The following is a 25,942-nucleotide window of genomic DNA, read 5'->3' as shown; positions in this document are numbered from 1 at the left end:
TTACGTCGCCGGCTGAGCGTGCGTCCCCTGCATCAGTCGGACGTCTTCTTCCGGCTCGGGGTCGCGGCCGAGGAGCATGCCGACGATGGTGACAACAGCGGCCACCAGGATGTAGACGGCGATCAGGTACCAACCGCCACCGGCTGCGCCGTAGAGCGCCGTGAAGATGATGGGTGCAATGGCTCCGCCAACGACACCGGCCAGGGTGTAGGCCAGCGAGCTGCCCGCATACCGCAGGCGGGCAGGGAACTGCTCCGTGATGAAGGCGGCCTGGGGGCCGTACATGAAGGCGTGGAGTGCCAGGCCAATCACGGTGCCGACTGTCAGCATGGCAACGGACTTGCCCTGGATCATGAGGAAGAACAGGGGAATGTAAGCCGCTGTTGCAGCTGCGGCGATGCCGTAGACCCAGCGACGGTTGAAACGGTCCGTCAGCGCACCGGCCGCGGGGATGAGGAAGAGCTGGAATGCGGAGCCGATCAAGATGGCGGACAGCACGTTGCCGGTGGTCATGCCCAGTTCCTTGGTGGCATAAACAGCCACGAACACCGTAAACAGTGCGTACAGGATGTCAGGGCAAACACGGGAGAGAGCCGCGGCCACCAACGCCTTGGGTTGCGTGGTGAAGACTTCCTTGATGGGAGCCTTGGGACGGTCGCCTTGGGCCTGGATGGCCTTGAATACGGGGGTTTCTTCAAGCTTCAGCCGGATGATCAGGCCGAAGCCCACCAGAAGTGCGGAGGCCAGGAAGGCTACGCGCCAGCCCCAAGACAGGAAGGCTTGTTCGCTGAGGGAAGCGGCGAGAATGGCGAGGACACCGTTGGCCATGAGGTTGCCGGCGGGCGGGCCGATCTGGGCCGCGGAAGACCAGAAGCCGCGCTTGTTGGGGTCGCCGAATTCGCTGGACAGCAGCACTGCACCGCCCCATTCGCCACCAACGCCAATGCCCTGCGCCAAACGCAGGAGCACCAGGATGGTGGGCGCCGCGACACCGATCACTGAGTAGTCAGGCAGCGCGCCGATGAGGACCGTAGCGACGCCGATCAGGACGAGCGTGAAGACCAGGACGTACTTACGGCCAATCTTGTCTCCGAGGCGACCAAAGATCACGCCACCAATCGGCCGGGCCAAGTAACCAACCGCAAATGCTGAGAATGAGAGGAGCAACGCCACGAACTCGTCATTGCCGGGGAAAAAGATCTTGGGAAACACGAGGGCCGAGGCCACCGAGTAGATCGCGAAGTCGTAGTACTCCAGCGAGGTACCGGTGAGGCTGGCAATGTACGCCTTGAGCGCGCCGGGCGGTGGCTTCCTTGTCACTGCCTTGGCTGCATTGTTGGTGCTGGTCATGATGTCCTCCGGGGGGATGAGGGGTGGTGCGGTGTCTGGGATGGGACTAGAGGAACGAGCCGACAGTTACGCCGGCGTCGCCCAGAGCGGACTTCACTGCGGTAGCCATTGCCACGGCTCCGGGTGAGTCACCATGCACGCAGATGCTCTCTGCGCGGATTTTCAGGATGGAACCGTCAATGGTCCTGACGGACTGTTCGGTAGCCATGCGCAGGACGTGCTGGGCCACTTCTGAGGGGTCATGAAGAACGGCCCCCGGTTGTGAGCGGGAAACCAGCGTGCCGTCCGGGTTGTAAGCACGGTCCGCGAATGCTTCGGAAACGCCCCGAAGGCCGGCTTCCTCAGCGAGGCGCAGGACCTCGGAGCCGGGGAGGCCAAGGATCGGAAGGTTGGGGTCAACCGATTTCACAGCCTCGACGACGGCGCGTGCCTGGGCGGTGTGCTTCACGATCGCGTTGTAGAGGCCGCCGTGCGGCTTGACGTAGTGGACCTTGGCGCCGGACACGGCAGCCAAGGCTTGCAAGGCACCGATCTGGTACACAACATCGTCAGCCAGCTCCACGGGATCGATGTCCATGAAGCGCCTGCCGAATCCCGCCAGATCACGGTAGCCCACATGCGCTCCGATAACGACGCCGGCCTCAACCGCCTTTTCGCAGGTGTTGCGGATGACGCTGGGGTCGCCAGCGTGAAATCCACAGGCCACGTTTGCGCTGGAGACGGAGCGGAACATGGCCGAATCATCGCCAAGTGTCCACCGGCCGAAAGACTCTCCGACGTCGCTGTTCAAGTCAATGATTGCCATGAGTGTGATCCCTGCCTCGTGATGCGCGTTACATCTAGGATGCATCAATCTGCTGGATTGTTCAACAATCCAGCGATCCTAGTTTTCGGCAATCGTGTAATTTTGAGGCATGGCCAGTGCAGATCAGGAAAAAAGCGAACACGCTGGCTTTGACGGTGCGCGGGCCAGGGTGCGGATGAAAGTTCCGTCCGTAGCCGAGAGAGTCGCGGAGGAGCTGCGCTACCAATTGGCCGAAGGATTCCTGGTCCCGGGGGCCAAGCTCACCGAAGCCACCATTGCCGAGGACCTGGGCGTTTCCCGGAACACCGTCCGCGAAGCTTTCGCCGAACTGGCCGGTGAACGCCTACTCCTCCGCCAGCCCAATAAGGGCGTCTTTGTGGCCACTCTTGAAGCAGGCGACATCCACGACGTCTACACGGTTCGCCGGGCAATCGAGGTCAGTTCCATCCGCGCCGGCGGTTCACCCGAGCGCGTAGCCGCCGTCAGGGCCGCCGTCGAGGAAGGCAAGCAGGCTGCTGCGAGCAACGACAACGAGGGGTTGGGAAGCGCCAACCAGCACTTCCACGGTGCAATCGTGGCCCTGGCCGAGAGCAACCGGTTGAACACGATCATGGCGCAGATCCTGGCCGAGATGCGGCTCTACTTCCACAAAGCCACCATGAACGCGCACTTCTACAGCGACTGGCTCACGGAGAATGAGCAGATCTGCGCAGCCTTGGAAACGGGTCAACTGGACCGTGCGGCGGATTTGCTCCTCGCGTACCTCAACCGTTCAGAGCAGCAGCAAACCACCATCCACGGCGAATAGTCAGCGCTTGCCCTTCTTCCGCGAACCCTTGCCGCGACCCTTGTCCGGATTGGGGGCGTAGCGCTGCGCGACCGCGGGCTTCTTTGGGCCGCCGCCACGACGATCGGGCTTGGGCGCCTTCTTGGGCTTCTCCTGTTGGGCTGATGGTTGGCGCGAACTCTGCGCCGTCCGTCCCCGGACGATTCCAATGAACTCTTCAATGATGGGGCTGTCCGAACCCTCCAGCCACGCCAAGCCGATCTGCGTGGTGGGAGCCCCGGTCAGGCGACGCATGACAGTGTCTTTAGCATTCAGGTGACGCGCCACGGACATCGGAAGGATCGCCAGCCCGGCACCGGATGCAACCACCTGGAGGGCCATGTCCGGCCCACCCATTTCGTCGATGTCCAGGAAGTTCTCCTCGGACAAATCGTCCAGCGCGACTTCCTCGAACACGGAGATTTCGTGGCCCTTGGGGGCCACCACCACAGGTTGCTCCTCGTAGAGCGGGATGACGTTCAGGCCGTCGCGTTCCACGGGCAACCGGACAAAGCTGAGGTCTGCGGAACCGTCGCGCAGTACCGAAACCTGGGCGTCGTCGTCGGACATGAAGGAGACCAACGGAACCGTGGGCATCCGCTCTTCCCACCGGCGGATCCACTTCCCGGGCGTCACACCTGCAACATAGGCGAAGCGGAGGTTGGGGAGCGGCTCAATTGTTTCGGGGGATTCTTCAGCGGCTGGCACACACTCACAGTACCGGCCAGATACCCTTGAAGCATGACGTCCTCCAACTCCCAGTCCATGAAGCCGGCAACAGTTGCCAAGAAACTCGGCATCTACCTGCCCGCAACACCCCAGGAGTTCCAGGATTCATCCATCTCCCGCGATGAATTCGCCGAGCTTCAGGCCAACCCGCCGGAGTGGTTGGCCGAACTGCGCCGCAACGGCCCGCACCCGCGTCCGGTGGTGGCGCAGAAGCTGAACATCTCCATCAGCGGCCTGGCCCGCGGTGGAGTGGAAGACGCACTCACGACGGCGCAGATCGCCGAGCTGCTGCAAGCTCCCCCGCAGTGGCTGGTCACCGAGCGCGCCACCCACGCCGCTGTTCGCAGCGAAGCCCAGCGCGTGAAAGATGAAGCACACAAGAAGGCCGCCACGAAGGAGGCCCGTGAAAACGCGGCCGCCAAGCGCGAGGCCCCCAAGGGCACCAAGCGCAACCACGCGTAGGGTTCTAGGGCACATAGGCATCAAAAAGCTGTGGCCGGGACGTATGTCCCGGCCACAGCCATTTCATTTTTACGCCGAAGCAGTTCAGTCCTGGTGGAGTTGGACGTAGTTTCCGCAGCCGTCGTCGAACACCGCGCTGATGCCGGACGGGTCCTCCGCCGGCTCGCTTTTGAAGGCCACTCCGGCGGCAAGCAGGCGATCGTACTCTGCCCGCACGTCCGGTACCCCAAGGACCAGGGCAGGCATCCCTGCTTGGTACACCGCATTCATGTAGTCGGAGCCGATCGGGTTGTCGCTGGGTTCAAGCAACAGTCCCGGTGAATCGTCCCCAGCCCCTGGGTCCTTGATGATGAAAAGGTTGTACTCGGGCATGGCCATCAAGGTGTCGAAGCCCAGGGTCCCCGTGTAGAAGGCGTGGGCCAGCGCAGGGTCCTTGACGTGGATGCTCAGCATTTTCAGTCTCATGGACAAAGGCTACGCCGGGGAGCCGCCGGGAAGCAGGGTCAGGCCGGGGTGTAGGCGGCTTCAAGGTCCAGCACCCAGGTGACGCCAAAGGCGTCAGTGAGTTGGCCGTAAAGGGGGGCCCACTGGGATGGTCCCAGAGGCTGGATGATCGAGCCTCCAGTGGCCAGCTTGTCCCAATACCCCTGAAGCTCGGCATCGCTGGTCCCCCGCACGGAAACGTAGAACGGGTTTTGCCCCTGATGCCACGGCAAGTGCGGGTAAACGTCGTGGGCCATGATCCGGAACCCATTTCCGGCCTCTACTTGTCCCCACACCACATGGTCCGCCGTGTCCGTGTTGGCGTTGCCCATATCGGCGTAGGTGATGACGGAGAGTTCGCCTCCAAAGGCCTCGCGGTACAGCTCGAGCGCCTTGCGTGCTGTGCCCCGGAAGTTGAGGTGGGGGGTGATGGTGATCGGCATGTGTTTCTCCTTGTACGGGTGGCGTGGTTGCCAGCGCCACGAACAGCTTCACAGGAGTAGCGGTCAGATTCTGTCCGCTATTTCGAGGAGACTGGAAATATGGCAACACCTTCGGCCCGCATGTTGGCACTGCTCTCCCTACTCCAAACCCGGCGCGATTGGCCTGGCGGGGTCCTTGCCGACCGGTTGGACGTCAGTGACCGCACCCTCCGCCGCGATGTTGATCGGCTCAGGGAGCTGGGGTACCGCGTCCTCGCGTTCAAAGGGCCGGACGGCGGCTACCGCCTGGACGCCGGCTCCGAGCTCCCGCCACTGCTGTTCGACGACGAGCAAGCCGTCGCCCTGGCTGTGGCCCTTCAAGCGTCCTGGGCCGCCGGACTGAGCGATCCCGAGCCAGCGTTGCGGGCGCTGCATACCGTCCGGCAAGTCATGCCGTCACGGCTCCGTCATCGCGTGGACAGCATCTCCTTCTCCACCGCTCCACCATCGGAGCCGGGGGTGGCCTCCGACGTCCTGGTTGCCCTCAGCACTGCCGTCAGGGCACAGGAGGTACTGCGCTTCGAGTACGTTCAGGCGGGCAAAGAGTCCGACTCCAAACCATCCCGGAGGAGGATCGAACCGCATCACCTGGTGTTCCGCAACGCCCGCTGGTATGTGGTGGGCTGGGATCTGGACGTGGATGATTGGCGTGTGTTCCGGGCGGACCGGATGGTTCCGAAGATTCCCACTGGACCCACATTCCACCCGCGGTCGCTGCCCGGCGGAGATGTCCAGCAATACCTGTCAGGACGTTTCCGCGGATCCGCCGGTTCGTCTGCCTCCTGGCCGTGTGAGGGAAGCGCCGTCCTTGGGATGGCAGCGTCCCTGGCTGCTCCGTTCATCGGCGAAGGCAGCGTGGAGGAATTGGAGAAGGACACGTGCCGGGTAACCATGGGCTCGTGGTCCTGGGTGGCGTTGGCCGCTTCCCTTGCCCGCTTCGACGCGCCGATCCATCGCGCAGAGCCGGCAGGCCTGGCGGATGCATTCGCGCACCTGGCCCAACGGTTCCTGGCGGTTGATCGGGGTCAATAGGTCCAGGATTCCCCCATCCCCACCTGCCCCTCGCCACCGGCGTGCGGCTGGCCCATACTGGAAGGACAGCAAGGAGATCCCACCAGGAGGTGGTCCGATGCCCGTCATGATGCTTCTCTGGGGGTTGGCTCTGGTCCTCGCGACTGCAGCCACCACCTACTCCCTGCATGGGAAATTGACCCGTGGCCCAGGGGACGAACCGGATGCAATTTTCTGGGACCTCTTCGGAGGCTCCGTAGTGATCCTTCCGGCAGTCCTGGTCCCGGCGGTGCACTGGGGGCCAGCCGGCCTGATCATGGTCATGGGCGCCGTGGCCACCTCGGCGGCAACCCTGGCCACCATCCGCAAAGTGGAGCGTCAGCACGCAGCCGAGCCCCGCCGTCGTGCCGGTTTTTCCGAGGACGTGGCCCGCCACCAGAGCCTGGTCCGGCAATGGCAGCAGTACGAACTGGACCCCGCGCAAACCATTGATTTCCCGGCAATGACTGACGTCAGGGCAGCGGAGACCGCCGCCCTGACCCGCGCCATGCGTCACGCCGAGCATTGCCGGGTGACTGCCGGAACCGACTACGGAGATGCCGTGGAGCACCTCTCCAATGCCCTCGCGGCAGCGGAACGTGCCGCCGGCGTCCCGCGCCAGGTGACCAGCTAGGCCCTGCCCAGCACCTTGCCTTTGAAGAACTCGGACCGTACCCGGTACATCACCAGCATGATGGCGACGCCCAGCAGGATGACGCCCATGCCCAGTACGAACACCAGGCCAACCCCGCCAACGGAGGAACCTGAGCCGTACCCGGGGTCCATGGAGTCGATTGCCGTCTTGACGAACATGACCAACAGGATGACCCCGCCCACCAGCGGCGCCAGGAAGCTGAAGAAGAACGCCCGGACGCTGCGGAAGGCGGTAGCCCGGAAGAACCATACGCAGGCCAATGCAGTGATGCCGTAGTAGAAGCAGATCATCATGCCCAAGGCGGTGATGGTGTCCCACAAGGCGTTCTCGGAAACGGTCCGGGTGATCACGTAGAACGCCGCAGCCGCTATGGCAGCCGCGATCGTGGCGAAGCTGGGCGACTTGTACGTGGGGCTGATCCTGCCAAAGCGCGGCGAGAGTGCACGGTAATGTCCCATGGCCAACATGGTCCTGGCCGGCGAAACAAAGGTGGACTGCAGGGATGCTGCGGAGCTGCTGAGGATGGCCAGGGACATCAGGATGGCGAACGGACCCATGACCGGACCTGCCAGGACGGCGAAGATGCTGGACTGGTTCTCCGGGTTTCCGGCACCCAGGCCCGCGTCGCCCACGCCTGCGAAGGAGAGTGTGGCCAGCGCAACGGTCATGTAGATGACCACAATGACCAACACAGTGATGGTCGCGGCGCGTCCGGGAGTCTTCTCCGGGTTCTTGGTTTCCTCGTTCATGGTGAGCGTGACGTCCCAACCCCAGTAAATGAAGATGGAGAGCGAGACTCCTGCAGCAAAGGAAGAGAACGAATCAACGGCAAAGGGATTGAACCAGTCGGGCGAAATGGCGGTGGCATCGAATGCGGTCCCGTTGGCCACATGGATGAACGCGGACACGGCAAACCAGCCAAGGACCAGCAGTTGGAAGGCCACCAGTACGTACTGGACGCCTTTGGTGGTTTCCATGCCGCGGTACGAGATCCAACATGCCAGGGCAATGAACACCAACGTGGTGGCGATGTTGAGCGGCAGGACCTTGCTGAGCGACGCGAGCTCGGGGTTGCTGAACAACTGGCCGAGCATCAGGTAGAAGAAGTCCACCGCCACGGCCGCCAAGTTGGACAACACAATGATCGTTGCAGCGATCAGTCCCCAACCGCCCATCCACCCGATCCACGGGCCAAAGGCGCGCGTTGCCCAGGTGAAGGAGGTACCGGCGTCGGGCATGGCGTTGTTGAGTTCGCGGTAACCCAGCGCCACCAGCAACATGGGAATGAAGCCCACCAGGAAGATGGCCGGAAGGTGGACACCCACTTCGGAGACTGTGGGGCCCAGGGCCGCAGTGAGGGTATAAGCGGGTGCAATGCAGGAAACACCGATCACGACGGCGCCGATCAAGCCCACCGATCCGGCTTTCAGCCCCTTTTCACTCAGGGCCGCTGTTTCTTTCGACTGGACCGTCTTTGGTGCAGTAGACATGGGTTTTGCCTCTCAGGCGATTGCTAGGAGATTTGACGCGTGTAATCGCGGGGAACCACGATCATGGGAACGGGAAGTGCGCGCAGGATCCTGTTGGCAGTAGTCCCCAGGAAAGTTGCGCGGTGCTGGGCCAAACGGCTGGACCCGATCAGCAGAATTTCGCCGTCTTCCCAGTCCATCCGGTCCACGGCCTCTTCGATGGTCCGGCCCTGAGCCACCACAATTTCGGGCTCGGACAGCTGCGGGTCATCGGACGAACTTTCGACGGCGGCAATCCGCTGGGCGGCATGCATCCAGGCCGCGTCGAGCAGCTCGGGCGAGTCGCCGCCGTCGAGCGCCAACAGTGAGACAAGCCGCAGCGGAAGGCCGCGGTCCCGCGCTGATTCCACGGCAACGTCCAGCAGTTCATCAGCGCCGGGGCGCGTTCCGAAACCGCAGCTGATCCGGGTGATCGGCTCGGTCCGCTGGTAACCCTGCGGCGCCAGTGCCACCGGCAACGGCGCGGAATGGAGCAGCGAGCCGGCAACAGATCCGATGGTGAAGCGCTTGAGCAGCCCGCTGTTGGTGGCGCCGATGACCAACGCCGCCGCATCCAGTTCCACGGCAGTGTTGATGAGAGTTTGGGCCTCCGAATCGCCACGGCGGATATGCCCGCGTGCCGTGACGTCGTCCGGAATGAGGGACAGCCCCTGGTCCAGCCACGTTTGGGCTTGGTCGTTGAGGATGTCGTTGTAGCCGGCCTCAGGCGGATAGACGGCGTTGTAAGGAGAGTCCTCCGGGATCACCAGGACGAGGTCCAGGCTTACGTTTTGGTTCCTGGCGAGAGCAACGGCGAGGTGCACGGCGTCGTGTCCCCTGGCGTTGGCGGTATAACCCACTACGTAACGCATGGTGTTCCCTTCGGCTCTTAAGCAGTGCGGCCGGCAGGCCGGGGGTTCACTTCCCCCGGCCTGCCGGTGCGGTGGTCACGGCGATCAGACCGTTACAGAACTCAGTGTGTTTGCTTCGACGATCCGCGCGGCCGTGGCCTGGCCCATACGCACTGCACCATCCACGTGCTGGTATCCCTCGGCTGCCAGATCCGAGGAGGACCAGTAGATCGGCCCCACGTTGGCGTGCTGATCCTTGCCGTAGCGGTGCAGGCCACCCAGGTCGTAGCTGGACGCATAGGCGCCACGTGTCCATTCCTCCGAGCCCCAGTCGGACTCGTAGTAGACCTCGGGAGTCAGCGCCTGGTCGCCCAGGAAACCTGCGATCGATTCCAGGATGGCTTTCTTGCGGTCTTCGGCGCTGAGCTCGAACACGGCGTCGGCCTTTTCGTCCGAGACGAAGCCCACCAGGGTGCCACGCGAATCGCCGTGGTTGGTGTTGTCGTAGACCTCCTGGACCAGCGCGCCGGCGCTGAATCCTGTGCCGGAGAGGCCCGCTTCACGCCAGAACGGTGTCTCATAGACGGCGTGCACCTTGATGACGAGGCCCAGCGACTGGTGCTGGTGCATCTGGTGCTGGCGGCGGGGCAGCGGAGGGTTGAAGGAAACCCTGGAGTACAGGTTGGGCGGAACAGCCATGATCACGTAACGGGCATTGACGGTTGCCTCGTCCGAAACAACGGTCACGGCGTTCTCTGACCAGTTGATGGTGCGGACCGGGCTGTTCAGGACGACGTCGGAACCCAGCTCGGCTGCCTGCAGCAGTGACACCTGCTGCATGCCGCCCACAACGCGCTTGTCCAGGATGAAGTCTTCGTCCGTCAGGTGGCTGAAACTGCCGGCCGAGGCTGCCATCAGGACGGCCTGGAGTGCGGAGAAGGCGTGGGCGGGTTTGGTCAGCATGCCACCGGCGATGAACAGGCCAATGTTGTTGCAGGCCTCTTCGTCGTGGGAGTTCTGGCGGAGCCAGTGGTGGAAGGAGATGGTATCCAGCTCACGTGCCTTGGGATGTGCCCAAGGCTCGGTGGGGCCGATCTCTGCGGCGAGCCCGTCGAGGATACCCACCAACTTATCCATCTCGGCCTTGGTGGTTTCGTTCACCGGGAAGGTATCTCCGGTGTACTGGGTCCGCTTGCCGTCGGCGCCGATGTAGACGGACTCGCCGTCGCGGTACCGCGAGTACATTTCGAGGCCGAGCTCGCCCAGCAGGTCCATGAGGGCGGTCTGGTCCGGGGAAACCCACTGGCCGCCGATTTCCAGCATGGCGCCATCAATGGTGTCGGTCCAGGTCCGGCCGCCGACGCGGTCGCGTGCCTCGAGCACTGCAACGCTGAGTCCGGCCTTTTTCAGTTCGCGTGCCGCCGTCAGCCCTGACGGCCCGGCACCGACGATCACAACGTCGCGATCAAGATTCTTCATGATGTCCTTTCCGTGGCCGTCCGTTCGTGGCTGACCAATAAATGAATGACGTTCATTTATGATCATGATAGCCCCGGAATCTGCCGCTGTGAAGACCCAGTGGAATAATGCTGGGGACACAGGCAGCAGAAAGGCCTCCGATGCCCGCACCCAAGCCCGCCACCGGCTCCCCCGCCGCCTCCCGCCGTCGTGCTGGGCGCCCGATGGCCCGGGTCCTGAACCAAGGTGGAATTACGACGGCGGCACTCGAGTTGATCAGGACCAAGGGTTACGACGGACTCACCATGGCGGCCTTGGCCCGCTCCCTGGGAGTGGCCCCTTCCGCGCTGTACAACCACGTCTCCTCCAAGGACGACGTACTTATCCTGCTCATGGACCACCTGGCCGCAATGGTGGACGTGTCCGCCTTCGGCTACGAATCGTGGGATGAAGCTGTCCGGCGCTGGGCGTGGTCCTACCGGGACGTTTTCTCCGAGCACACCCCCCTGATACCCATCATTGCCGTACTTCCTGTGGCCAACGCCCCCAAAACACTCGCCATGTACGAGTCCGTGACCGCCGGTTTCCGCGATGCCGGATTCCCGGAGGACCGGATTATTTCGGCGATCGTGGCCCTGGAAGCCTTCGTCTTCGGCGCCGCTTACGACGTCACCGCCCCCGAGGACATTTTCGACGCCGGCACCCTGGCCGCCGAGGTTCCCAATTTCACCTCAGCCGTGGAACACCTCTCCCTGGCAGGCCAGGAGCGGCCAACAGACACTGCCTTCAACCTGGGACTTGAAGCCCTGATCGCAGGATTCGGAGCGCTGCGGGCGTAACGTACCAAGGCTGGATCCCCATGGGATGCTTAATGCCCACTTAGTGCACTATGCTGCACTGTGTGGATAAAAGTGCAGAGACGTTGGCGCGCGCAATCGGTGAGCGTGTAAAGCAGGAGCGCAAAGGCCGCGGCTGGACGCTTGACCAGCTGGCTGAAACGGCGGGCATCAGCCGCCGCATGCTGGTGAACGTCGAACAGGGCGGGGTCAACCCAAGCATCGGAACCCTGCTGCGGCTCAGCGATGCCTTGGGCGTGGGACTGCCCGCGCTGGTAGAACCACCTGCTCCGCGGCCCGTGCGGGTCACCCGGTCCGGCCAAGGCGCAGTGCTGTGGACCGGGGCCTCCGGGGGTCGGGCCGTCCTGGTTGCAGGCACCGGGTCTCCAGACGTCGTCGAACTCTGGGACTGGACGCTGGAAGCCGGCGAACAGCACGCGAGCGAGGCGCACTCTGCCGGCACACGCGAACTGCTGCAGGTCCTGGAGGGCTCCCTGACAGTAAGCGTCGATGGTGAAGTCCACGAGCTGGATACAGGAGACGCCATGACCTTTTTCGGCGACGTCCCGCACGCTTACTCCAACAGCTCACGGCAGTCCACCCGCTTTGCCTTGACCGTGTTTGAACCCGGGGTGGGGACGGCGCACCGAACGGAGAACTCGAATGCGTGAACGCCTCTCCGGAACCATCGGCGGCCTTCCGCCATGGTCCATGGCAGTTGCCGCGATGATGGCTATTCAGCTGTCAAACGCCGCGTCCGTGGTGGTGATCCAGCAAGTGGGACCGGGCGGTACGGCCTGGCTTCGCATGAGCTTTGGCGTCCTGTTCCTCTGGATCATCAGCAGGCCGGCACTCCGCTCCCTGCGTCGCCACGATGTGCCGGCATTGATCGCGCTGGGCGTGGTGACCGGTTTCATGACCACCTTCTTCCTTGCCGCGGTGGAGCGCATCCCGCTGGGCACCGCAGTCGCCATTGAGTTCCTGGGTCCCCTGACAGTGGCCGGCATCATGAGCAAGCGGCCGAAGGCGCTCATCTGGCCCCTCCTCGCGTTCGCGGGTGTGGTGCTTCTGACTGAACCGTGGCACGGATCCATTGATCTGGTGGGCGTCGGTTTCGCACTGGCCGCCGGCGCCTGCTGGGGGCTGTACAACGTGCTCACACAGCACGTGGGAGATCGCTTTTCGGGCATCAGTGGCTTGTCGCTCACCATTCCGGTTGCCGCCTTGGCAACACTTCCCGTAGGCCTGCCTCAGGTCCTCGGTGGTTCCTTTGAGTGGTGGGTGTTGCCTGTCGCGGCCGGGATTGCCCTGATCACCCCGGTGATCGCCTTCGGCCTGGAAATGCTTGCTCTGCGTCGAATGACACATACCGCTTTTGGCACGCTGCTCTCCATTGAGCCTGCATTCGGAGTACTGATCGGAATGCTGGTACTTTCCCAGGCGCCCACCGCCCTGCAGATTGCGGGAGTCGCCCTGGTTGTTGTGGCGGGGAGCGCTGCGCAGCAGGGTGGACGGCGCCCTTCACAACAGGTGGCGCAGAACTAATTTCCGTCAAGCTCCGGATCAAACGGAGTACGCAATGCTTGGATCATCCCGCGGAGGATGGTGAAGGCAGCGGCCTGTTCAGAGGAAGAAAGCCCTTCCAACATCCGGATTTCCACGGATCGGACGGCGGCACTGGCTTCCGCGAGCCTTTCGCGGCCCAGCGGCGTGAGCTCGGTGGGAAGAACTTTACCCACACGGGCCTCCGGGGCCCGGCTCACGAATCCATCGCGTTCCAAGGACTGCAACAGCACGTTCATGGATTGGCGGGTGACAAAGGCACCCCGGGCGAGTTCGGAGTTGGAGAGCCCCGGCCGCTGAGCAAGCAGTTCCAGGCAGGAGTAGTGGGTGACGGTCATGCCCAATGGCTTGAGAACGGCCTCCATCCCTACCCGAAGAGCGGTGGACGCTTCCTTCAGGAGATAGCCCAGCGATGTCTTGAGCTCGATTCCCTCTTGACTCATGTCAGTATTCTGACATACATTGCTGATGTCAGATAACTGACACGAACGAAAGAAGCTGAAATGCCCGTTACCGGACCCGATTTCATCTCCCTCCAAACCCGCGACCTCGTGGCATCGCGGGCCTTCTACGAGCAGTACCTCGGCTTGGTCCGCTCTCCCGCCGGGCCTCCGCACGCCGTTGTTTTCGAAACCCAGCCTGTGGCTTTCGCGCTACGGAGCATCATTCCGGGCTCGGGGGTTGAGTCACTCTCCCAGCCAGGCGTGGGTGCGGCGATCTGGCTCCACGCCACTGGCGTGCAGGAAATCCATGACGCCCTTGCCTCGGATGGCAACACCATTGTTGCGGCTCCGATCGATGGCCCCTTCGGGCGCACCTTCACTTTCGCCGATCCGGACGGCTATCACATCACCCTCCACGACAAGGCCTGACAGGGATCGGCGCCACGCGCCGTCGTCGGAACGGCGCAATGGCGCCCTCTTGTTCTACAAGTCTTAAACTTGTATCCTAAGCGAAAGGCAACGCCGCCTCGTCAAGGAGACCCATGAGCACCGTAGATCTGATCCGCCACATCAAGTTATCCACCGCCAGGCTTCCACTCACCGTGCCCATCAGCGATGCCAAAGTCTTCACGGGTCGTCAGAAGCCCATGACTGAAGTGGTGTTCCTCTTCGCGGAGATCACCACGGAGCAGGGACACAGTGGCCTGGGATTCAGCTACTCGAAGCGCGCCGGGGGACCCGCACAGTATGCCCACGCCAAGGAAGTCGCAGAGGGCATCATCGGCGAGGACCCCAACGACATCGGCAAGATCTACACCAAGCTCCTCTGGGCCGGCGCCTCCGTGGGCCGTTCGGGCGTAGCAACCCAAGCGCTGGCGGCGATCGACATCGCGCTCTACGACCTCAAGGCCAAGCGCGCCGGACTCCCCTTGGCCAAGCTGCTGGGCTCGTACCGCGATTCCGTGCAGACGTACAACACCTCCGGCGGCTTCCTCAACGCCACACTGGACGAGGTCAAGGAACGCGCCACGCAATCCATCAACGACGGCATCGGCGGCATCAAAATCAAGGTGGGCTTGCCCGATTCAAAGGAAGACCTCCGCCGTGTTGCCGGAGTCCGCGAGCACATCGGCTGGGACGTGCCGCTCATGGTGGATGCCAACCAGCAGTGGGACAGGGCAACCGCGCTGCGCATGGGCCGGCAGTTGGAGGAATTCAACCTGATCTGGATTGAAGAACCCCTGGACGCGTACGACTTCGAAGGCCACGCGCACCTGGCCCAGGTCCTGGACACACCCATCGCTACCGGTGAGATGCTCGCGTCCGTCGCAGAACACAAGGGCCTTATTAACGCGAACAGCTGCGACATCATCCAGCCCGACGCGCCACGCGTTGGCGGCATCACCCAATTCCTCCGCTTGGCGGCCTTGGCCGATGAACGCGGACTGGGCCTGGCGCCGCACTTCGCCATGGAAATCCACCTCCACTTGGCCGCCGCCTATCCACGCGAGCCCTGGGTGGAACACTTCGACTGGCTGGACCCGCTGTTCGAGGAGCGTTTGGAGACCAAAAACGGCCGCATGATCGTTCCGGACCGTCCCGGCTTGGGCGTCACGCTCAGCGAGCAGGCGCGCGCCTGGACCACCGAATCCGTGGAGTTCGGCGCGTAATCTTGAACCCATGAGCCGAAACCTGACCGCGGATCTCGCCGCCGACCTTCGCAACCGCATTGTGGACGGCATCATCCAGCCAGGTGAGAAGCTCCCCAGCGAGAACACCCTCATCAGTGAATTCGGGGTCAGCAGGACGGTGGTCCGTTCGGCCCTGACCCGGCTGCAGGCCGAGGGACTGGTGGAAACCGAACGTGGGCGGGGCAGCTTCGCGCTGACCCCGCCGGCAGACGGCCCGTCCGCTGCGCCTGGCACACGTCCGGTGGCAAGCAGGGAGGACCGGCTGCAGATGCTGGATTTCCGAGTTGGCGTGGAGACGGAAGCCGCTTCCTTGGCCGCACTCAACCACACCGAGCGCCAGCTCAAGGCCGCGCATGGCGCCCTGGAACTGTTCATCGCCAGCTCAGGGCACCCGGCACACTCCATGAAGGCTGATTTCGAATTCCACCGGGCCATCGCCGCCGCCACTGGCAACCCCTTTTATACGGACTGCATTTCAGCCTTGGGCCAGACCATGATCACCATGCCCCGGCCGCGGCTGGTCACCAGCGAAGACCAGGAGTCCCCGGAACGCTTCGCACAAGTGGTCCACGAGCACGCATCCATCTACGCAGCAATCGCGGAACGGGATCCAGTAGCTGCCGCGGCTGCCATGCGGCTGCACCTGAGCAACTCACGACGCCGGTTCACGGGTTCCGCGCGAGGCTGACCCGCGGCACGACAAAGAAAAAAGAGCCCCGGTCCTAAGACCGGGGCTCTTTCAATTGCGTGCGCGAGGGGGGATTTGAACCCCCACACCCTTTCGGATACTGGCACCTGAAGCCAGCGCGTCTGCCGTTCCGCCACTCGCGCGCAACTTCTTTTTCCGGAGTTCCCACTGGCTTCCCAGTTTCGCTTCCTTCAAAAGCAGCGAGATCAAGCATAACGGACACCCTCGGCAAAACACCAATCGGGCCCCTCACAGGAGAATTTTCACCCCTCACCAGCCCCGCCACCACGGGCCGGAGGCGAACTTTTCCAGCCCTAAAGGCGTTGTGGATTAAGGCCATTCCCAGTCAGTCCCAGTAGTATCGGGAAGTGGAAGGGCCGTCGGGCGCGCACTTTGACGTGTTCGCAGATGGCCGCAAGGCTGGACTATCGGATCAGGCACTGAAGGTGCCGCGGCAAGGAAAGGAGAAGGACATGGGATTGCTGGACAAGGTCGAGCGTGGCATTGAAAAGGCCGTCCGGAACGTCTTCTCCACGGGGTCGCGTGCACGTGTTGAACCGGTGGAGATCGCAAGCAAGCTACGGGGCGAGCTGGACAACAAGTCCATCACCATCGCCGCCGGGCGGACGCTGGCCCCCAATGTTTTTGATGTATTGCTCAGTGATGAGGATTTCGCCCGGGCCCAGGAATGGGGAACCCCGCTGGCCGAGGAACTGTGCGACGTCGTCATCCAGCATGTGCGGAGCCAGGGTTACACCTTGCAGGGCGCAGTCCGGATTTCTTTCCGCCGCAACGAAGAAGAACGCGCCGGTCACTTCGAGATCGCTTCAAGAACAGAGAAGCAGTCAAACGACGGATCAGCACCGGCGCCGTCCCCCCGGGCCAACGTCCCCGCCGCTCCGGTGCGGCAGCCCACGCGCATGCAGCCGGTCCTGGACATCGGAGGGCAACGTTATTCCCTCAACGCGCTGTCCGTGGTGCTGGGACGCTCCTCCGAGGCGGACATTCTTGTGGATGACACCGGCGTTTCACGTAAACACCTGGAGATCCGCACGGAGAATGGCAGTACGTGGGCCGTTGACATGGGTTCCACCAATGGCAGTTACGTTAATGGACACAAGGTAAACGGCAGCGTCGAGCTTACCGACGGCTCAACCATCACGATGGGACGTACCAAGATTATTTTCCGTCTCCTCCCCCAAACCCCGGGTGGCCACGCGTGAACGACATCAGCGAACTGACCATCACCGCACTTCGCTTTGGATTTCTCCTTCTCCTGTGGATATTGATCTTCAGCATCGTGTCCACCATGCGCCGGGATTTCCAGATCGGCCGCAAGGCTGCGACCGGAGTTCCCACCGCCCGTGAAGTGCGCAAGCACCCGGAACTGGCCGCCTCACCGCCGCCGGCCATCCAGCACGCACGGAACCTGGTGGTCACGGAAGGTCCACTCAAGGGCACAACCCTTCCGCTGGCAGCCAGCCCCATCCTTCTGGGCCGTGCGCAGGAAGCAACGCTGGTCCTTGAAGACGACTATGCTTCCGGGCGCCACGCACGCCTGTTTCCGCAAGGAAGCCGGTGGTTCATTGAGGACCTCGGCTCCACCAACGGCACCTACCTGGCCGATCAACAGCTCACCCGCGCTTTGCCGGTTGAACTTGGCGTCCCCGTGAGAATCGGCAAGACGGTCATTGAATTGAGGCCGTAGCCCGTGGCCTCCCCCGAGACTCCCAACACCGCCGAGAGCAAGGAAACACCGTCGGCGCGCCCGCTGATCATGCGCTACTCGGCGCGCTCGGACGTTGGACGTATCCGCTCCAAGAATGACGACTCCGCATATGTGGGCCGCCACCTTGCTGTGGTGGCCGATGGCATGGGTGGTCACGCCGGAGGCGACGTCGCTTCAGCCTCAACCGTCCTGGACATGATCCACCTGGACCACGACGACTATCCCGACGGCGCGGAAACAGTGCTGGCTGACGAAATCCAGACAGCCAACTCTTTGCTATCCGAGCTCGTCCACCAGAACCCCAAGCTGTCAGGCATGGGCACCACTGTGACGGCCCTGCTCCTGGAGGACCGCAAACTCCACTTTGCGCACATCGGCGATTCCCGGGCCTACCGGCTTCGCAACAATAAGTTCGAGCAGATCAGCATTGATCACACCTTTGTTCAGCGCCTGATCGATGAGGGCCGCCTCCGCCCCGAGGAAGCCGAAACCCACCCGCACAAGAACGTCCTGATGCGGGTCCTCGGGGATGTTGATGCCAGCCCGGAGCTGGACCTGGACATCCTGGACGTGGAACCCGGAGAACGCTGGCTCCTCTGCTCGGACGGGCTCAACTACGTTGCCGGCCACGTTGTGGAGCGGATGGTCCGTGAAACCAAGGATCTCCGCGAATGCGCCGAGATCCTGGTGGACCTCACCCTGGAGGCGGGCGCCCCGGACAACGTCACCGTGGTGGTACTGGAGATCGTCGAAGAGACGGACGACGACGTCAACACCGCCGCCGTCGACGTCGTTCCTGCCGCCGCCCTCGCCGCAGCCGACCAAACTGACGCTGTAACAGCCACCAAGTCTGCCGACGCACCAACGGCAGTCAAACCGAAGACTGAGACCAAGAACCCGGCTGCTCCCGCAGAGCCCGGCACTGGCGGGTCCTCCTTCAGCACGGGCGATCCGTCTGCCGCCCAGGAAGACGATCCCACCAGTTCCGCGGATGGCGCCGGCGAGCCTCCTGCCACCACAGATCCGCACCTGGGCGAGCACCTGTCCGCCGAGGTCCTTCGGGAAGAACTGGCCAGCCGCCCCCACGAATTGGTGGGCGCAGCAGCCACAGCCGCTGAAACCGGATCCATCCCCACCATTGCCGGCCGCACAGTGGCTCGTCGCGCCGCAACAGTACTGACGCACAAAGCTGAGCAGGACCGCCCCGACGCCGAGGAACCACCCCGCCGCCGGGTCCGCTGGTTGATGCCCGCAGTGGCCGCTGTAGTGGTCCTTGGCGTTGCAGCCGGCCTCTGGCTGGGCTACGCCTGGACCCAGACGCGCTACTACGTGGGTGAATACGACCAGCGTGTGGCGATCTTCAACGGAATCTCCCAGAGGCTCGGCCCCATCCAGCTCTCCAGGCTCGAGGCAGTGACCGACGTCAAGGTGGACAGCCTGCCGGAATATGGCCAACAGAGCGTCCGGCAGACAGTCCCGGCCGGCGATCTGGACGATGCCCAGATGATCGTGGAGAACCTCAAGAACTTCGGCAGCGCGTCGGCCAACTGTCCGGCACCCAAGCCTTCCGGCTCCGGGACCCCCACGCCGACGGCGTCCGCCACGGCCACAGTGCCGGTTCCGAGCACCGCAGCGGTGGCGACTCCCAGCCCCTCGCCCGTTCCTACTCCCTGTGAGGGGGCCAAATGACGCAGATTGAAGCAGCCCCCAAGCCCCGCCGCAACGTTGAGCTTGTACTCATCGTGGTGGCCCTGGCCGTGGGGATCGGCGCCAGCGCACTGGTCAGCATCAACTCGGATCTTGGCTTGGACAGTGACTTCTGGTTCCAGTCCAGCCTGCTTGCAGTGGCCGCCTTCGCCTTCCACATGGTGCTCAGGATCCGCGCGAAGTATGCCGATCCGGTAATACTTCCAATTGTTGTAGCCCTGAACGGCTTGGGGCTCGCCCTGATCCACCGCATGGACGGTCCCGGGGACGATACCGGCAACAACCAGCTCCGGTGGACCTTGATCGCCATGGCGGTATCCATCGCCGTGATCTGGTTCCTCAAGGATCATCGCGTCCTCCGGCGTTTCACCTTCATTTCCCTCGCGGTCAGCGCGCTCCTGCTGCTTCTTCCGCTGATCCCCGGCATCTCCGCCGGCGAGATCCTGGGTGCCCGTGTGTGGATCCGTGTTGGACCCATGACCTTCCAACCGGGCGAAATTGCCAAGATCACGCTGGCCATCTTCTTTGCAGGCTATCTTTCGTCCAACAGGGATTTGATCCTCCTGGCCGGCCGGAAGATCGGCCCCATGCAGTTCCCGCGCTTCAAGGACCTTGGCCCCATGATCACGGCCTGGTTGGTGAGCATCGGCGTGCTGGTGTTCCAGCGCGACCTCGGTTCCTCCATCCTCTTCTTCGGCCTGTTCATCGTGATGATTTACGTTGCCACCAGCCGCATCTCCTGGGTGGTCATCGGTGTCCTCCTGATTCTGGGCGGCGGCTTTGTTGCCTCGCAGATCTTCTCCCATGTGGCCTTCCGTATCGACAGCTGGATCAACGCGTTCACCCCGGAGGTGTTCGGCAGGTCGCCGGGCGGCAGCGGGCAGATTGTCCAAGGCCTCTTCGGCATGGCAGACGGTGGGCTTGTTGGCACGGGACTTGGCCAGGGCCGCCCGGATCTGGTGCCCTTCGCCAACAGCGACATGATTGTGGCCCTGATCGGCGAGGAATTGGGCCTGATCGGTCTCTTCGCCGTGGTGATGCTGTACCTGCTCCTGTTCACCCGCGGCTTCCGTGCTGCTTTGGGCACCCGCGACGCTTTCGGCAAGCTGCTGGCCTGTGGACTGTCCTTCGCGATCGCACTGCAGTGCTTTGTGGTGATCGGCGGTGTTACCCGGCTCATCCCGCTGACGGGCCTGACCACGCCGTTCCTGGCGGCCGGCGGTTCATCACTGTTGGCCAACTGGATCATCGTGGGTCTGCTGCTCATGATCTCCAACACGGCCCGCGGACCGGTGGACACCACCCCCATGGTGACCAAATCCCCCACCAGCAACAGCACACGTAAACCAACCACGGCACAGACTCCCAGTGCACCAACAGAGGCGGTGAGGCAACAATGAACCAGGCAATCCGCAGTTCCTGGATGGCCGCCGTCGCCATGTTTGCCCTGATCTTTGGTGCCATCAGCTACGTGCAGGTCATTGGCGCCGATGATCTCAACAAGAATCCGTGGAACCAACGCGCCATTCTTGCCTCCTATTGCAATGAACGCGGCTCCATCCTTGTTGGCGGAAAACCGGTTGCCGAGTCCGTGCCCGGCACGGAATCGTGTGCGTTCCAGCGCAAGTACAACCAGCCCGAGCTTTACGCCGGCGTCACCGGCTTCTTCTCCCGCGGTTTCGGCTCCACCGGACTCGAACAATCCATGGGCGATACTTTGGCGGGCAACTCCGACCAGCTGTTCCTGGACCGCATCAGCCAGATGTTCCTCGGCAACGAGCCCAAGGGCGCATCCGTGGAGCTGACGTTGGATCCCGAGATCCAGAAGCTCGCTTACGATCTCATCCCGGACGGACAACGCGGGTCAATTGTGGTGACCAACCCCAAGACGGGCGCCATCATTGCCATGGTCTCCAAGCCGTCCTACGATCCCAACCTCATTGCCACGCATGACTCCAAGGCAGCTGAGGCCAGCATGGCCCAGCTGAACCAGATCCCGGGCATCAACCTGAACCAGAATGTCAGCGGGCCCACGGGGAACCTGTTGTCCCCCGGTTCCGTCTTCAAGCTGATAGACACCGCGGCCGCCCTCAACTCGGGCAAATACAACAAGGACAGCGAGCTGCCCAACCCCAGCAGCCTCCCTTTGCCCGGGTCCAGCGCCAGCCTGCCCAACTACGCCGGTGGTAACTGCAATGTCCGCCAGACGGCCTCCTTCGTGTTTGCGTTGGAGCAGTCCTGCAACACTCCGTTCGCCAGCATTGCCCTGGACCTGGGACAGGACGCTATCCGCGACCAAGCCCGGAAATTCGGTTTTGGTGAGACGTTCGGTGACCAACTGAAGCTCCAGCAAGCCAGGAGCGTGTTCCCGGAGGACCTGGACCAGGCCCAGCTTGCCCAGTCCGCTGTTGGCCAGCGCGACGTCAAGGCAACACCGCTGCAGATCAACATGATGACAGCGGCGATCGCCAACGCGGGTGTGCAGATGAAGCCGAACCTGGTGAAGACAGTGCGCGCTCCCGATCTCCGCGTCATCAGCGAACTGAAGCCTGAACCCCTCAGGACCAGCACCACGCAGCCCATCGCCAGCCAGATCACCGAGTGGATGACCAGCGCTGTGGACAACGGCATTGCCAACGGCGCGGCCGTTCCCGGCGTGAAGGTGGCCGGAAAAACCGGAACCGCCGAGCTGGGCGATTCAGGGTTGAACAATTCTTGGTTTACCGGGTTTGCCCCGGCAAACGATCCCCAAGTAGCCGTCACCATCGTCATGGAAAGTATCGATGTGGTCAGCGGTGCCAAGCTAACCAGTCCGAACGCAAAGAAAATTTTTGAGGCGGTGTTGAATAAGTGAGGCCTACTTCGGGAATCACACTCGGCGGCAGGTTCCAGCTGACAAGTCGCATTGCGATTGGCGGCATGGGCGAGGTCTGGAAGGCCAAGGACCAGATCCTCGGCAGGATCGTTGCCATCAAGGTGCTGAAAGAGGAATACACGGGAGATCCCGGTTTCCTTCAGCGCTTCCGTGCCGAGGCGCGCCACACGGCACTCCTTAACCACGTGGGTATTGCCAACGTCTTCGATTACGGCGAGGAAGCCGGCTCGGCCTACCTGGTCATGGAATTGGTTCCGGGGCACCCGCTCAGCGGCATTCTGGAGAAGGAACAGGTCCTGTCTCCGGACATGACGCTGTCCATCATCGCCCAGACGGCCCGTGCCTTGGCGGTCGCGCACGCGCAGGGACTGGTTCACCGGGACATCAAGCCCGGCAACCTGTTGATCACTCCGGACAACCGGGTGAAAGTCACAGACTTTGGCATCGCACGCCTGGCAGACCAGGTGCCGCTCACCCAGACGGGGCAGGTCATGGGCACAGCCCAGTACCTGGCACCTGAGCAGGCCACCGGACAGACCGCCACGGGTTCCTCGGACATCTATTCGTTGGGCGTCATCGGTTATGAGTGCCTCACGGGCCACCGTCCGTTCTCCGGCGAATCCCAGATCGCCATTGCGCTGGCGCAGGTGAACGACGCTCCGCCACCGCTTCCGGAGACCCTGCCCACCCCGGTGCGCGCGCTCCTGATGTCCATGCTGGCCAAGGATCCCAAGAACCGCCCGGCCAACGCCATCAAGCTGGCCGAAGCCGCTGAAGCCATCCGGAACGGCGACATCGCCACCGCCCACGCCGCAGTCCCCGGAATGCTGCTGTTCGAGAGCACCACCGGACCCATCACGGCGCCGGTGGACACCGCAACGGCACCAACCGGCGTCGTCTCCTCGCCTTACGGCAAGGAGCAATCGTCGACGGCGACCTCCGCACTTCCGGTGCTTGGTGCCGGAGCCGCAGGGGCTGCTGTAGGCGCGGCTGCCGCGTCGGCTGACAACCCTTTGACCCGGGCCAACGCCCTCGAGGCAGAGCGCCAACTGAACGACGAAGAAGAAGTCGCCTACTCGGATGAAGGCTTTGACGACGCCGAACCTGAACGCAAGAAGCGCAGCCCGTGGACGTGGCCCCTTGTGGCCCTCATCCTCCTTGTTCTCTTTGCGCTGGTGGGTGTCCTGATATCCCAGTCCGGGTTCTTCTCTCCGAGCCCGGCTCCCAGTGAGACCACGTCGACCAGCCCCAGCCGATCGTCGACCCCCAGCCCAACGTCCGAAAGCCCGACTCCCAAGCCGACGCCCACCTCCGAGGCGCCTTCGCCCACACAATCCACTCCGACGAAGGTCAACGTCATCCCGGAAGAGTTCCTGGGCCAACCGTTTGCAACCGTCAGCGCGCAGTTGCGCGATCTTGGCCTGGCCGTCGACGGCCAGGAAGTCTTCAATGCGGCTGTTCCGGGTACAGTGATCAGCCTTAACCCCACGGGACCCGTTGATCCTGGAGCGAAAATCACCGTCCAGTACTCCAAGGGCCCCGAGCAGGTTGCTGTGCCCAGCATCGGCGTTGGCCTTGACGAAGGACAGGTACGGGACCTCATTGAAGCCGCAGGCTTGCGCTGGGTAGCGGGAGATCCGGTCAACGGTGCCGTAGGCCAGCAGCCGGGTACCTTTGTTCGGTCCTCGCCCGCTGCAGGAGCCCAGGTTGCAGCCGGTTCAACGGTCACGTATTTCCTGTCCAAGAGCGTTGTTCCCACCGCCCCGGGGACTCCCAGCTCCAACCCCAGTGCTTCCGGCAGCCCCAAGAACTAAGAAGAAGCCATGTCCACGCCACGTCCCGGTCCCGCTCATCGAGAGGAGAATACTCCCGTGTCTGAGCAGCGCATCCTCAACGGCCGCTACGAACTCGGCGAGCTGATCGGTCGTGGCGGCATGGCGGACGTCTACCGTGGAACAGACACCCTGCTGGGCCGGACCATCGCGGTCAAGGTTCTCAGGGCAGACCTGGCAAGGGATCCGCAGTTCCAGGCGAGGTTCAAACGGGAAGCCCAGGCCGTGGCTGCCCTGAACCACCCCTCCATCGTGGCCATTTTTGATACCGGTGAATACCCGGTTCCCGGAGGTCCGGGCGAGGATGTGCGGGTGCCGTACATCGTGATGGAGTTCGTTTCCGGGCGGACACTCCGGGACATGATCAAGGCAAAAGAACTCAACGTAGACAGCTCTGTCGGCTTTACGCTCGGGGTGCTGAGCGCCTTGGAGTACAGCCACCGGGCGGGAATCGTCCACCGCGACATCAAGCCCGCAAACGTCATGGTCTGCACCGAGACAGGCGAGGTCAAGGTCATGGACTTCGGGATTGCCCGGGCCATGGCAGACTCCGCCGCAACCATGACGCAGACCGAGGCCGTGGTGGGTACCGCGCAGTACCTGTCACCGGAGCAGGCCCGCGGCGAAACCGTGGACGCCCGCAGTGACCTCTACTCCGCCGGATGTTTGCTTTACGAACTCCTGACCAGCAGGCCACCCTTTGTGGGTGACAGCCCCGTGTCTGTGGCATATCAGCATGTGCGGGAAACCCCGGATCTGGCCAGTGCCCATAATGCCGAGGTCACCGAGGCCCTGGACTCCGTGCTCTCCAAAGCACTCCAGAAGAGCCGCTCCGACCGTTTCCAGGATGCTGCGTCGTTCCGGCGCGCACTTCGCGCCGCCAACAACGGTGTGCCTGTACCGGCACTGCCGGCCAGCGAAGCCCCGACTGACCCCAACGATCTTGTAGAACCCGAGGACGCCTCCACCCAGCTCCTCAGCGCCACCGCCGTGGGGCTTCTGGACGTCGGTCAGTTCAAGGACCTGCCTCCCGAAGAGCCCCACGAGGAACCACTGCCCCTTGGCCTCCCGGCTGAACGTGAGCCGTCAGCCAAACAGAAGTCCCGCCGTCGTGCATGGACCGCCACTTTGGTGATCTTTACGGTCATTGTCCTGGTGGGTGGCGGATTTTGGCTGTACAGCCTGATGAACATGCAGCCGCCGCCCCCGGCAAAGATTGCAGTCCCGGCCGTCTCCAACATGTCCGAGTCGCAAGCAATCCAGGAGTTGTACACCGCCAAGCTGGTCCCCAAATCCGTGCGGGAACCCAGTGACTCCGTAGCCAAGGACATGGCAATCGGAACTGCACCCGTTGCAGGGTCCATGATGGACGCCAACGCCGAGGTGATCCTCAAAGTTTCCAGCGGACCCAGCTCGGTGACCATCCCTGCCAACATCGTGGGCCGCACCGAACCGGACGCCCGGGAGGCCTTGCGCAAGCTGGGCATCACCGGGGACATCGTGTCGGTCCGCACCCATAGCGCCACAGTGCCCGTGGGCCTGGTGATCACCACCGGACCTGCTCCTGGCGGGGCCATTGCGGCTTCTTCCAAGGTGGAACTGCAGGTTTCCTCCGGCAAGGTCCTCATGCCGCAGCTGATTGGCCTGCCGCTGACGGAGGCCGAAGCGGCGCTCAAGACCAACGGTTTGGTGCTCAACGTGGTGGAGCAGGAGAACTCCGAGGTTGCGCCGGGAACGGTCACCGCCCAGAGCGAAGTCTTCAACACCGAGGTTGACCAGGGCAAGACCGTCACCCTGACCGTCTCCAAAGCCCCTGTGGTTCCTACGCCTACCCCGACGCCGACGCCCACCCCTGAGCCTACGGAGACGGACAAACCGAACCCCAAGCCCACTCCCACCAAGAAGTAAGGGCTATTGCT

26 protein-coding genes and 1 tRNA gene are annotated in these 25,942 nt (G+C 63.1%); 17 read left to right on the top strand and 10 right to left on the bottom strand.

Features of this window, described 5'->3' with window-relative positions; all coding sequences use genetic code 11:
- Both JOE60_RS00405 and JOE60_RS00400 read right to left on the bottom strand, forming a co-directional pair.
- The gene (locus tag JOE60_RS00405) at nucleotides 1-1,350 is read right to left on the bottom strand and encodes an MFS transporter (RefSeq protein ID WP_167268259.1); all 1,350 of its coding nucleotides are present in this window, start codon (nucleotides 1,348-1,350) and stop codon (nucleotides 1-3) included.
- Nucleotides 1,351-1,396: 46 nt separating this feature from the next.
- Nucleotides 1,397-2,155 (bottom strand): LamB/YcsF family protein, encoded by a 759-nt coding sequence (locus tag JOE60_RS00400; protein WP_167268257.1) that lies wholly within the window; start codon nucleotides 2,153-2,155, stop codon nucleotides 1,397-1,399.
- Nucleotides 2,156-2,264: 109 nt separating this feature from the next.
- On the opposite strand from JOE60_RS00400, the gene JOE60_RS00395 reads away from it, so the two are divergent.
- Nucleotides 2,265-2,963: a GntR family transcriptional regulator gene (locus tag JOE60_RS00395; protein WP_167268254.1), complete on the top strand. Its 699-nt coding sequence runs from the start codon at nucleotides 2,265-2,267 to the stop codon at nucleotides 2,961-2,963.
- Here JOE60_RS00395 and JOE60_RS00390 read toward each other — a convergent pair whose 3' ends face one another.
- The gene (locus JOE60_RS00390; RefSeq protein WP_167268251.1) at nucleotides 2,964-3,689 is read right to left on the bottom strand and encodes a LysR family substrate-binding domain-containing protein; all 726 of its coding nucleotides are present in this window, start codon (nucleotides 3,687-3,689) and stop codon (nucleotides 2,964-2,966) included.
- A gap of 33 nt (nucleotides 3,690-3,722) precedes the next feature.
- Between JOE60_RS00390 and JOE60_RS00385 the strand changes: the two genes are divergently transcribed.
- On the top strand, nucleotides 3,723-4,172 hold the full coding sequence (locus tag JOE60_RS00385; RefSeq protein WP_167268248.1) for a DUF5997 family protein: 450 nt from the start codon (nucleotides 3,723-3,725) through the stop codon (nucleotides 4,170-4,172).
- Nucleotides 4,173-4,256: 84 nt separating this feature from the next.
- Here the strand turns inward: JOE60_RS00385 and JOE60_RS00380 are convergent, their stop codons facing one another.
- Nucleotides 4,257-4,637 carry a VOC family protein gene (locus tag JOE60_RS00380; protein WP_167268246.1) on the bottom strand — a complete coding sequence of 127 codons (381 nt, stop codon included), beginning with the start codon at nucleotides 4,635-4,637 and terminating at the stop codon, nucleotides 4,257-4,259.
- Between the two features lie 38 nt (nucleotides 4,638-4,675).
- The gene (locus JOE60_RS00375; protein ID WP_167268243.1) at nucleotides 4,676-5,098 is read right to left on the bottom strand and encodes a VOC family protein; all 423 of its coding nucleotides are present in this window, start codon (nucleotides 5,096-5,098) and stop codon (nucleotides 4,676-4,678) included.
- A 99-nt stretch (nucleotides 5,099-5,197) separates the two neighbouring features.
- Between JOE60_RS00375 and JOE60_RS00370 the strand changes: the two genes are divergently transcribed.
- Together JOE60_RS00370 and JOE60_RS00365 are read left to right on the top strand one after the other, a co-directional pair.
- A complete protein-coding gene (locus tag JOE60_RS00370; RefSeq protein WP_167268241.1) occupies nucleotides 5,198-6,169 on the top strand; it encodes a helix-turn-helix transcriptional regulator in 972 nt (323 codons plus the stop codon).
- Between the two features lie 97 nt (nucleotides 6,170-6,266).
- The gene (locus JOE60_RS00365; RefSeq protein ID WP_167268238.1) at nucleotides 6,267-6,821 is read left to right on the top strand and encodes a hypothetical protein; all 555 of its coding nucleotides are present in this window, start codon (nucleotides 6,267-6,269) and stop codon (nucleotides 6,819-6,821) included.
- Here JOE60_RS00365 and JOE60_RS00360 read toward each other — a convergent pair.
- The 3 genes from JOE60_RS00360 to JOE60_RS00350 all read right to left on the bottom strand — a co-directional run bounded on the left by JOE60_RS00360 (nucleotide 6,818) and on the right by JOE60_RS00350 (nucleotide 10,680).
- Nucleotides 6,818-8,332, bottom strand: a complete 1,515-nt coding sequence (locus JOE60_RS00360; RefSeq protein WP_167268235.1) for an APC family permease — start codon at nucleotides 8,330-8,332, stop codon at nucleotides 6,818-6,820. The two genes, JOE60_RS00365 and JOE60_RS00360, sit on opposite strands and share 4 nt — an antisense overlap.
- Nucleotides 8,333-8,355: 23 nt before the next feature.
- Complete coding sequence (locus JOE60_RS00355; RefSeq protein ID WP_167268232.1) at nucleotides 8,356-9,222, bottom strand: universal stress protein; 867 nt, start codon at nucleotides 9,220-9,222, stop codon at nucleotides 8,356-8,358.
- An 84-nt stretch (nucleotides 9,223-9,306) separates the two neighbouring features.
- Nucleotides 9,307-10,680, bottom strand: a complete 1,374-nt coding sequence (locus JOE60_RS00350) for a flavin monoamine oxidase family protein (RefSeq protein WP_167268230.1) — start codon at nucleotides 10,678-10,680, stop codon at nucleotides 9,307-9,309.
- A 107-nt stretch (nucleotides 10,681-10,787) separates the two neighbouring features.
- On the opposite strand from JOE60_RS00350, the gene JOE60_RS00345 reads away from it, so the two are divergent.
- The 3 genes from JOE60_RS00345 to JOE60_RS00335 all read left to right on the top strand — a co-directional run bounded on the left by JOE60_RS00345 (nucleotide 10,788) and on the right by JOE60_RS00335 (nucleotide 13,040).
- Entirely contained in the window at nucleotides 10,788-11,498 is a 711-nt protein-coding gene (locus JOE60_RS00345; protein WP_167268227.1) for a TetR/AcrR family transcriptional regulator, read from the top strand.
- Between the two features lie 62 nt (nucleotides 11,499-11,560).
- The gene (locus JOE60_RS00340; protein WP_204814800.1) at nucleotides 11,561-12,166 is read left to right on the top strand and encodes a helix-turn-helix domain-containing protein; all 606 of its coding nucleotides are present in this window, start codon (nucleotides 11,561-11,563) and stop codon (nucleotides 12,164-12,166) included.
- Nucleotides 12,159-13,040 (top strand): EamA family transporter, encoded by an 882-nt coding sequence (locus JOE60_RS00335; RefSeq protein ID WP_239528775.1) that lies wholly within the window; start codon nucleotides 12,159-12,161, stop codon nucleotides 13,038-13,040. Before JOE60_RS00340 ends, JOE60_RS00335 begins: the two co-directional genes overlap by 8 nt.
- On the opposite strand, the gene JOE60_RS00330 is transcribed toward JOE60_RS00335, so the two are convergent.
- Entirely contained in the window at nucleotides 13,037-13,501 is a 465-nt protein-coding gene (locus tag JOE60_RS00330; protein WP_167268222.1) for a MarR family winged helix-turn-helix transcriptional regulator, read from the bottom strand. The two genes, JOE60_RS00335 and JOE60_RS00330, sit on opposite strands and share 4 nt — an antisense overlap.
- 60 nt (nucleotides 13,502-13,561) lie before the next feature.
- On the opposite strand from JOE60_RS00330, the gene JOE60_RS00325 reads away from it, so the two are divergent.
- From JOE60_RS00325 to JOE60_RS00315, 3 genes are all read left to right on the top strand, one after another.
- Nucleotides 13,562-13,930 carry a VOC family protein gene (locus tag JOE60_RS00325; RefSeq protein WP_167268219.1) on the top strand — a complete coding sequence of 123 codons (369 nt, stop codon included), beginning with the start codon at nucleotides 13,562-13,564 and terminating at the stop codon, nucleotides 13,928-13,930.
- Nucleotides 13,931-14,043: 113 nt separating this feature from the next.
- Nucleotides 14,044-15,171: an L-talarate/galactarate dehydratase gene (locus JOE60_RS00320; RefSeq protein ID WP_167268217.1), complete on the top strand. Its 1,128-nt coding sequence runs from the start codon at nucleotides 14,044-14,046 to the stop codon at nucleotides 15,169-15,171.
- A gap of 10 nt (nucleotides 15,172-15,181) precedes the next feature.
- Nucleotides 15,182-15,880, top strand: coding sequence for a FadR/GntR family transcriptional regulator (locus JOE60_RS00315; protein WP_167268214.1), 699 nt, complete (start codon nucleotides 15,182-15,184; stop codon nucleotides 15,878-15,880).
- Between the two features lie 60 nt (nucleotides 15,881-15,940).
- On the opposite strand, the gene JOE60_RS00310 is transcribed toward JOE60_RS00315, so the two are convergent.
- Nucleotides 15,941-16,023 (bottom strand) — tRNA-Leu (locus JOE60_RS00310).
- A 330-nt stretch (nucleotides 16,024-16,353) separates the two neighbouring features.
- Between JOE60_RS00310 and JOE60_RS00305 the strand changes: the two genes are divergently transcribed.
- Genes JOE60_RS00305 through pknB form a run of 7 tightly spaced genes read left to right on the top strand, consistent with a single transcriptional unit; the run spans nucleotide 16,354 to nucleotide 25,931 of the window.
- Nucleotides 16,354-17,103: an FhaA domain-containing protein gene (locus JOE60_RS00305; protein ID WP_167268446.1), complete on the top strand. Its 750-nt coding sequence runs from the start codon at nucleotides 16,354-16,356 to the stop codon at nucleotides 17,101-17,103.
- 5 nt (nucleotides 17,104-17,108) lie between these two features.
- On the top strand, nucleotides 17,109-17,588 hold the full coding sequence (locus JOE60_RS00300; protein WP_167268443.1) for an FHA domain-containing protein FhaB/FipA: 480 nt from the start codon (nucleotides 17,109-17,111) through the stop codon (nucleotides 17,586-17,588).
- 3 nt (nucleotides 17,589-17,591) lie between these two features.
- Nucleotides 17,592-19,298 (top strand): protein phosphatase 2C domain-containing protein, encoded by a 1,707-nt coding sequence (locus tag JOE60_RS00295; protein ID WP_167268211.1) that lies wholly within the window; start codon nucleotides 17,592-17,594, stop codon nucleotides 19,296-19,298.
- Entirely contained in the window at nucleotides 19,295-20,716 is a 1,422-nt protein-coding gene (locus JOE60_RS00290; RefSeq protein ID WP_167268208.1) for an FtsW/RodA/SpoVE family cell cycle protein, read from the top strand. Before JOE60_RS00295 ends, JOE60_RS00290 begins: the two co-directional genes overlap by 4 nt.
- Nucleotides 20,713-22,170: a penicillin-binding transpeptidase domain-containing protein gene (locus tag JOE60_RS00285; protein ID WP_167268206.1), complete on the top strand. Its 1,458-nt coding sequence runs from the start codon at nucleotides 20,713-20,715 to the stop codon at nucleotides 22,168-22,170. The genes JOE60_RS00290 and JOE60_RS00285 overlap by 4 nt, the downstream gene beginning before the upstream one ends.
- Nucleotides 22,167-24,005, top strand: a complete 1,839-nt coding sequence (locus tag JOE60_RS00280) for a protein kinase domain-containing protein (protein ID WP_167268204.1) — start codon at nucleotides 22,167-22,169, stop codon at nucleotides 24,003-24,005. Before JOE60_RS00285 ends, JOE60_RS00280 begins: the two co-directional genes overlap by 4 nt.
- 9 nt (nucleotides 24,006-24,014) lie before the next feature.
- The gene (pknB, locus tag JOE60_RS00275) at nucleotides 24,015-25,931 is read left to right on the top strand and encodes a Stk1 family PASTA domain-containing Ser/Thr kinase (RefSeq protein WP_167268203.1); all 1,917 of its coding nucleotides are present in this window, start codon (nucleotides 24,015-24,017) and stop codon (nucleotides 25,929-25,931) included.
- The last annotated feature ends 11 nt before the right edge of the window (nucleotides 25,932-25,942 follow it).

The organism is Paenarthrobacter ilicis (assembly GCF_016907545.1).
GTDB classification, from domain to species: Bacteria; Actinomycetota; Actinomycetes; order Actinomycetales; family Micrococcaceae; genus Arthrobacter; species Arthrobacter ilicis.
The sequence above is the reverse complement of the archived record's forward strand: the minus strand, read 5'-3'. Positions and strand labels throughout refer to the sequence as shown.

Excerpts from the sequence above, each read along its gene's own strand:
- JOE60_RS00365 (WP_167268238.1), top strand. The coding sequence starts at position 6,267 with ATGCCCGTCATGATGCTTCTCTGGGGGTTGGCTCTGGTCCTCGCGACT.
- JOE60_RS00345 (WP_167268227.1), top strand. The coding sequence starts at position 10,788 with ATGCTGGGGACACAGGCAGCAGAAAGGCCTCCGATGCCCGCACCCAAG.
- JOE60_RS00330 (WP_167268222.1), bottom strand. The coding sequence starts at position 13,501 with ATGAGTCAAGAGGGAATCGAGCTCAAGACATCGCTGGGCTATCTCCTG.
- JOE60_RS00360 (WP_167268235.1), bottom strand. The coding sequence starts at position 8,332 with ATGTCTACTGCACCAAAGACGGTCCAGTCGAAAGAAACAGCGGCCCTG.
- JOE60_RS00320 (WP_167268217.1), top strand. The coding sequence starts at position 14,044 with ATGAGCACCGTAGATCTGATCCGCCACATCAAGTTATCCACCGCCAGG.
- JOE60_RS00355 (WP_167268232.1), bottom strand. The coding sequence starts at position 9,222 with ATGCGTTACGTAGTGGGTTATACCGCCAACGCCAGGGGACACGACGCC.
- JOE60_RS00305 (WP_167268446.1), top strand. The coding sequence starts at position 16,354 with ATGGGATTGCTGGACAAGGTCGAGCGTGGCATTGAAAAGGCCGTCCGG.
- JOE60_RS00350 (WP_167268230.1), bottom strand. The coding sequence starts at position 10,680 with ATGAAGAATCTTGATCGCGACGTTGTGATCGTCGGTGCCGGGCCGTCA.
- JOE60_RS00335 (WP_239528775.1), top strand. The coding sequence starts at position 12,159 with ATGCGTGAACGCCTCTCCGGAACCATCGGCGGCCTTCCGCCATGGTCC.
- pknB (WP_167268203.1), top strand. The coding sequence starts at position 24,015 with ATGTCCACGCCACGTCCCGGTCCCGCTCATCGAGAGGAGAATACTCCC.
- JOE60_RS00325 (WP_167268219.1), top strand. The coding sequence starts at position 13,562 with ATGCCCGTTACCGGACCCGATTTCATCTCCCTCCAAACCCGCGACCTC.
- JOE60_RS00385 (WP_167268248.1), top strand. The coding sequence starts at position 3,723 with ATGACGTCCTCCAACTCCCAGTCCATGAAGCCGGCAACAGTTGCCAAG.
- JOE60_RS00370 (WP_167268241.1), top strand. The coding sequence starts at position 5,198 with ATGGCAACACCTTCGGCCCGCATGTTGGCACTGCTCTCCCTACTCCAA.
- JOE60_RS00380 (WP_167268246.1), bottom strand. The coding sequence starts at position 4,637 with ATGAGACTGAAAATGCTGAGCATCCACGTCAAGGACCCTGCGCTGGCC.
- JOE60_RS00285 (WP_167268206.1), top strand. The coding sequence starts at position 20,713 with ATGAACCAGGCAATCCGCAGTTCCTGGATGGCCGCCGTCGCCATGTTT.
- JOE60_RS00290 (WP_167268208.1), top strand. The coding sequence starts at position 19,295 with ATGACGCAGATTGAAGCAGCCCCCAAGCCCCGCCGCAACGTTGAGCTT.
- JOE60_RS00395 (WP_167268254.1), top strand. The coding sequence starts at position 2,265 with ATGGCCAGTGCAGATCAGGAAAAAAGCGAACACGCTGGCTTTGACGGT.
- JOE60_RS00400 (WP_167268257.1), bottom strand. The coding sequence starts at position 2,155 with ATGGCAATCATTGACTTGAACAGCGACGTCGGAGAGTCTTTCGGCCGG.
- JOE60_RS00375 (WP_167268243.1), bottom strand. The coding sequence starts at position 5,098 with ATGCCGATCACCATCACCCCCCACCTCAACTTCCGGGGCACAGCACGC.
- JOE60_RS00405 (WP_167268259.1), bottom strand. The coding sequence starts at position 1,350 with ATGACCAGCACCAACAATGCAGCCAAGGCAGTGACAAGGAAGCCACCG.
- JOE60_RS00315 (WP_167268214.1), top strand. The coding sequence starts at position 15,182 with ATGAGCCGAAACCTGACCGCGGATCTCGCCGCCGACCTTCGCAACCGC.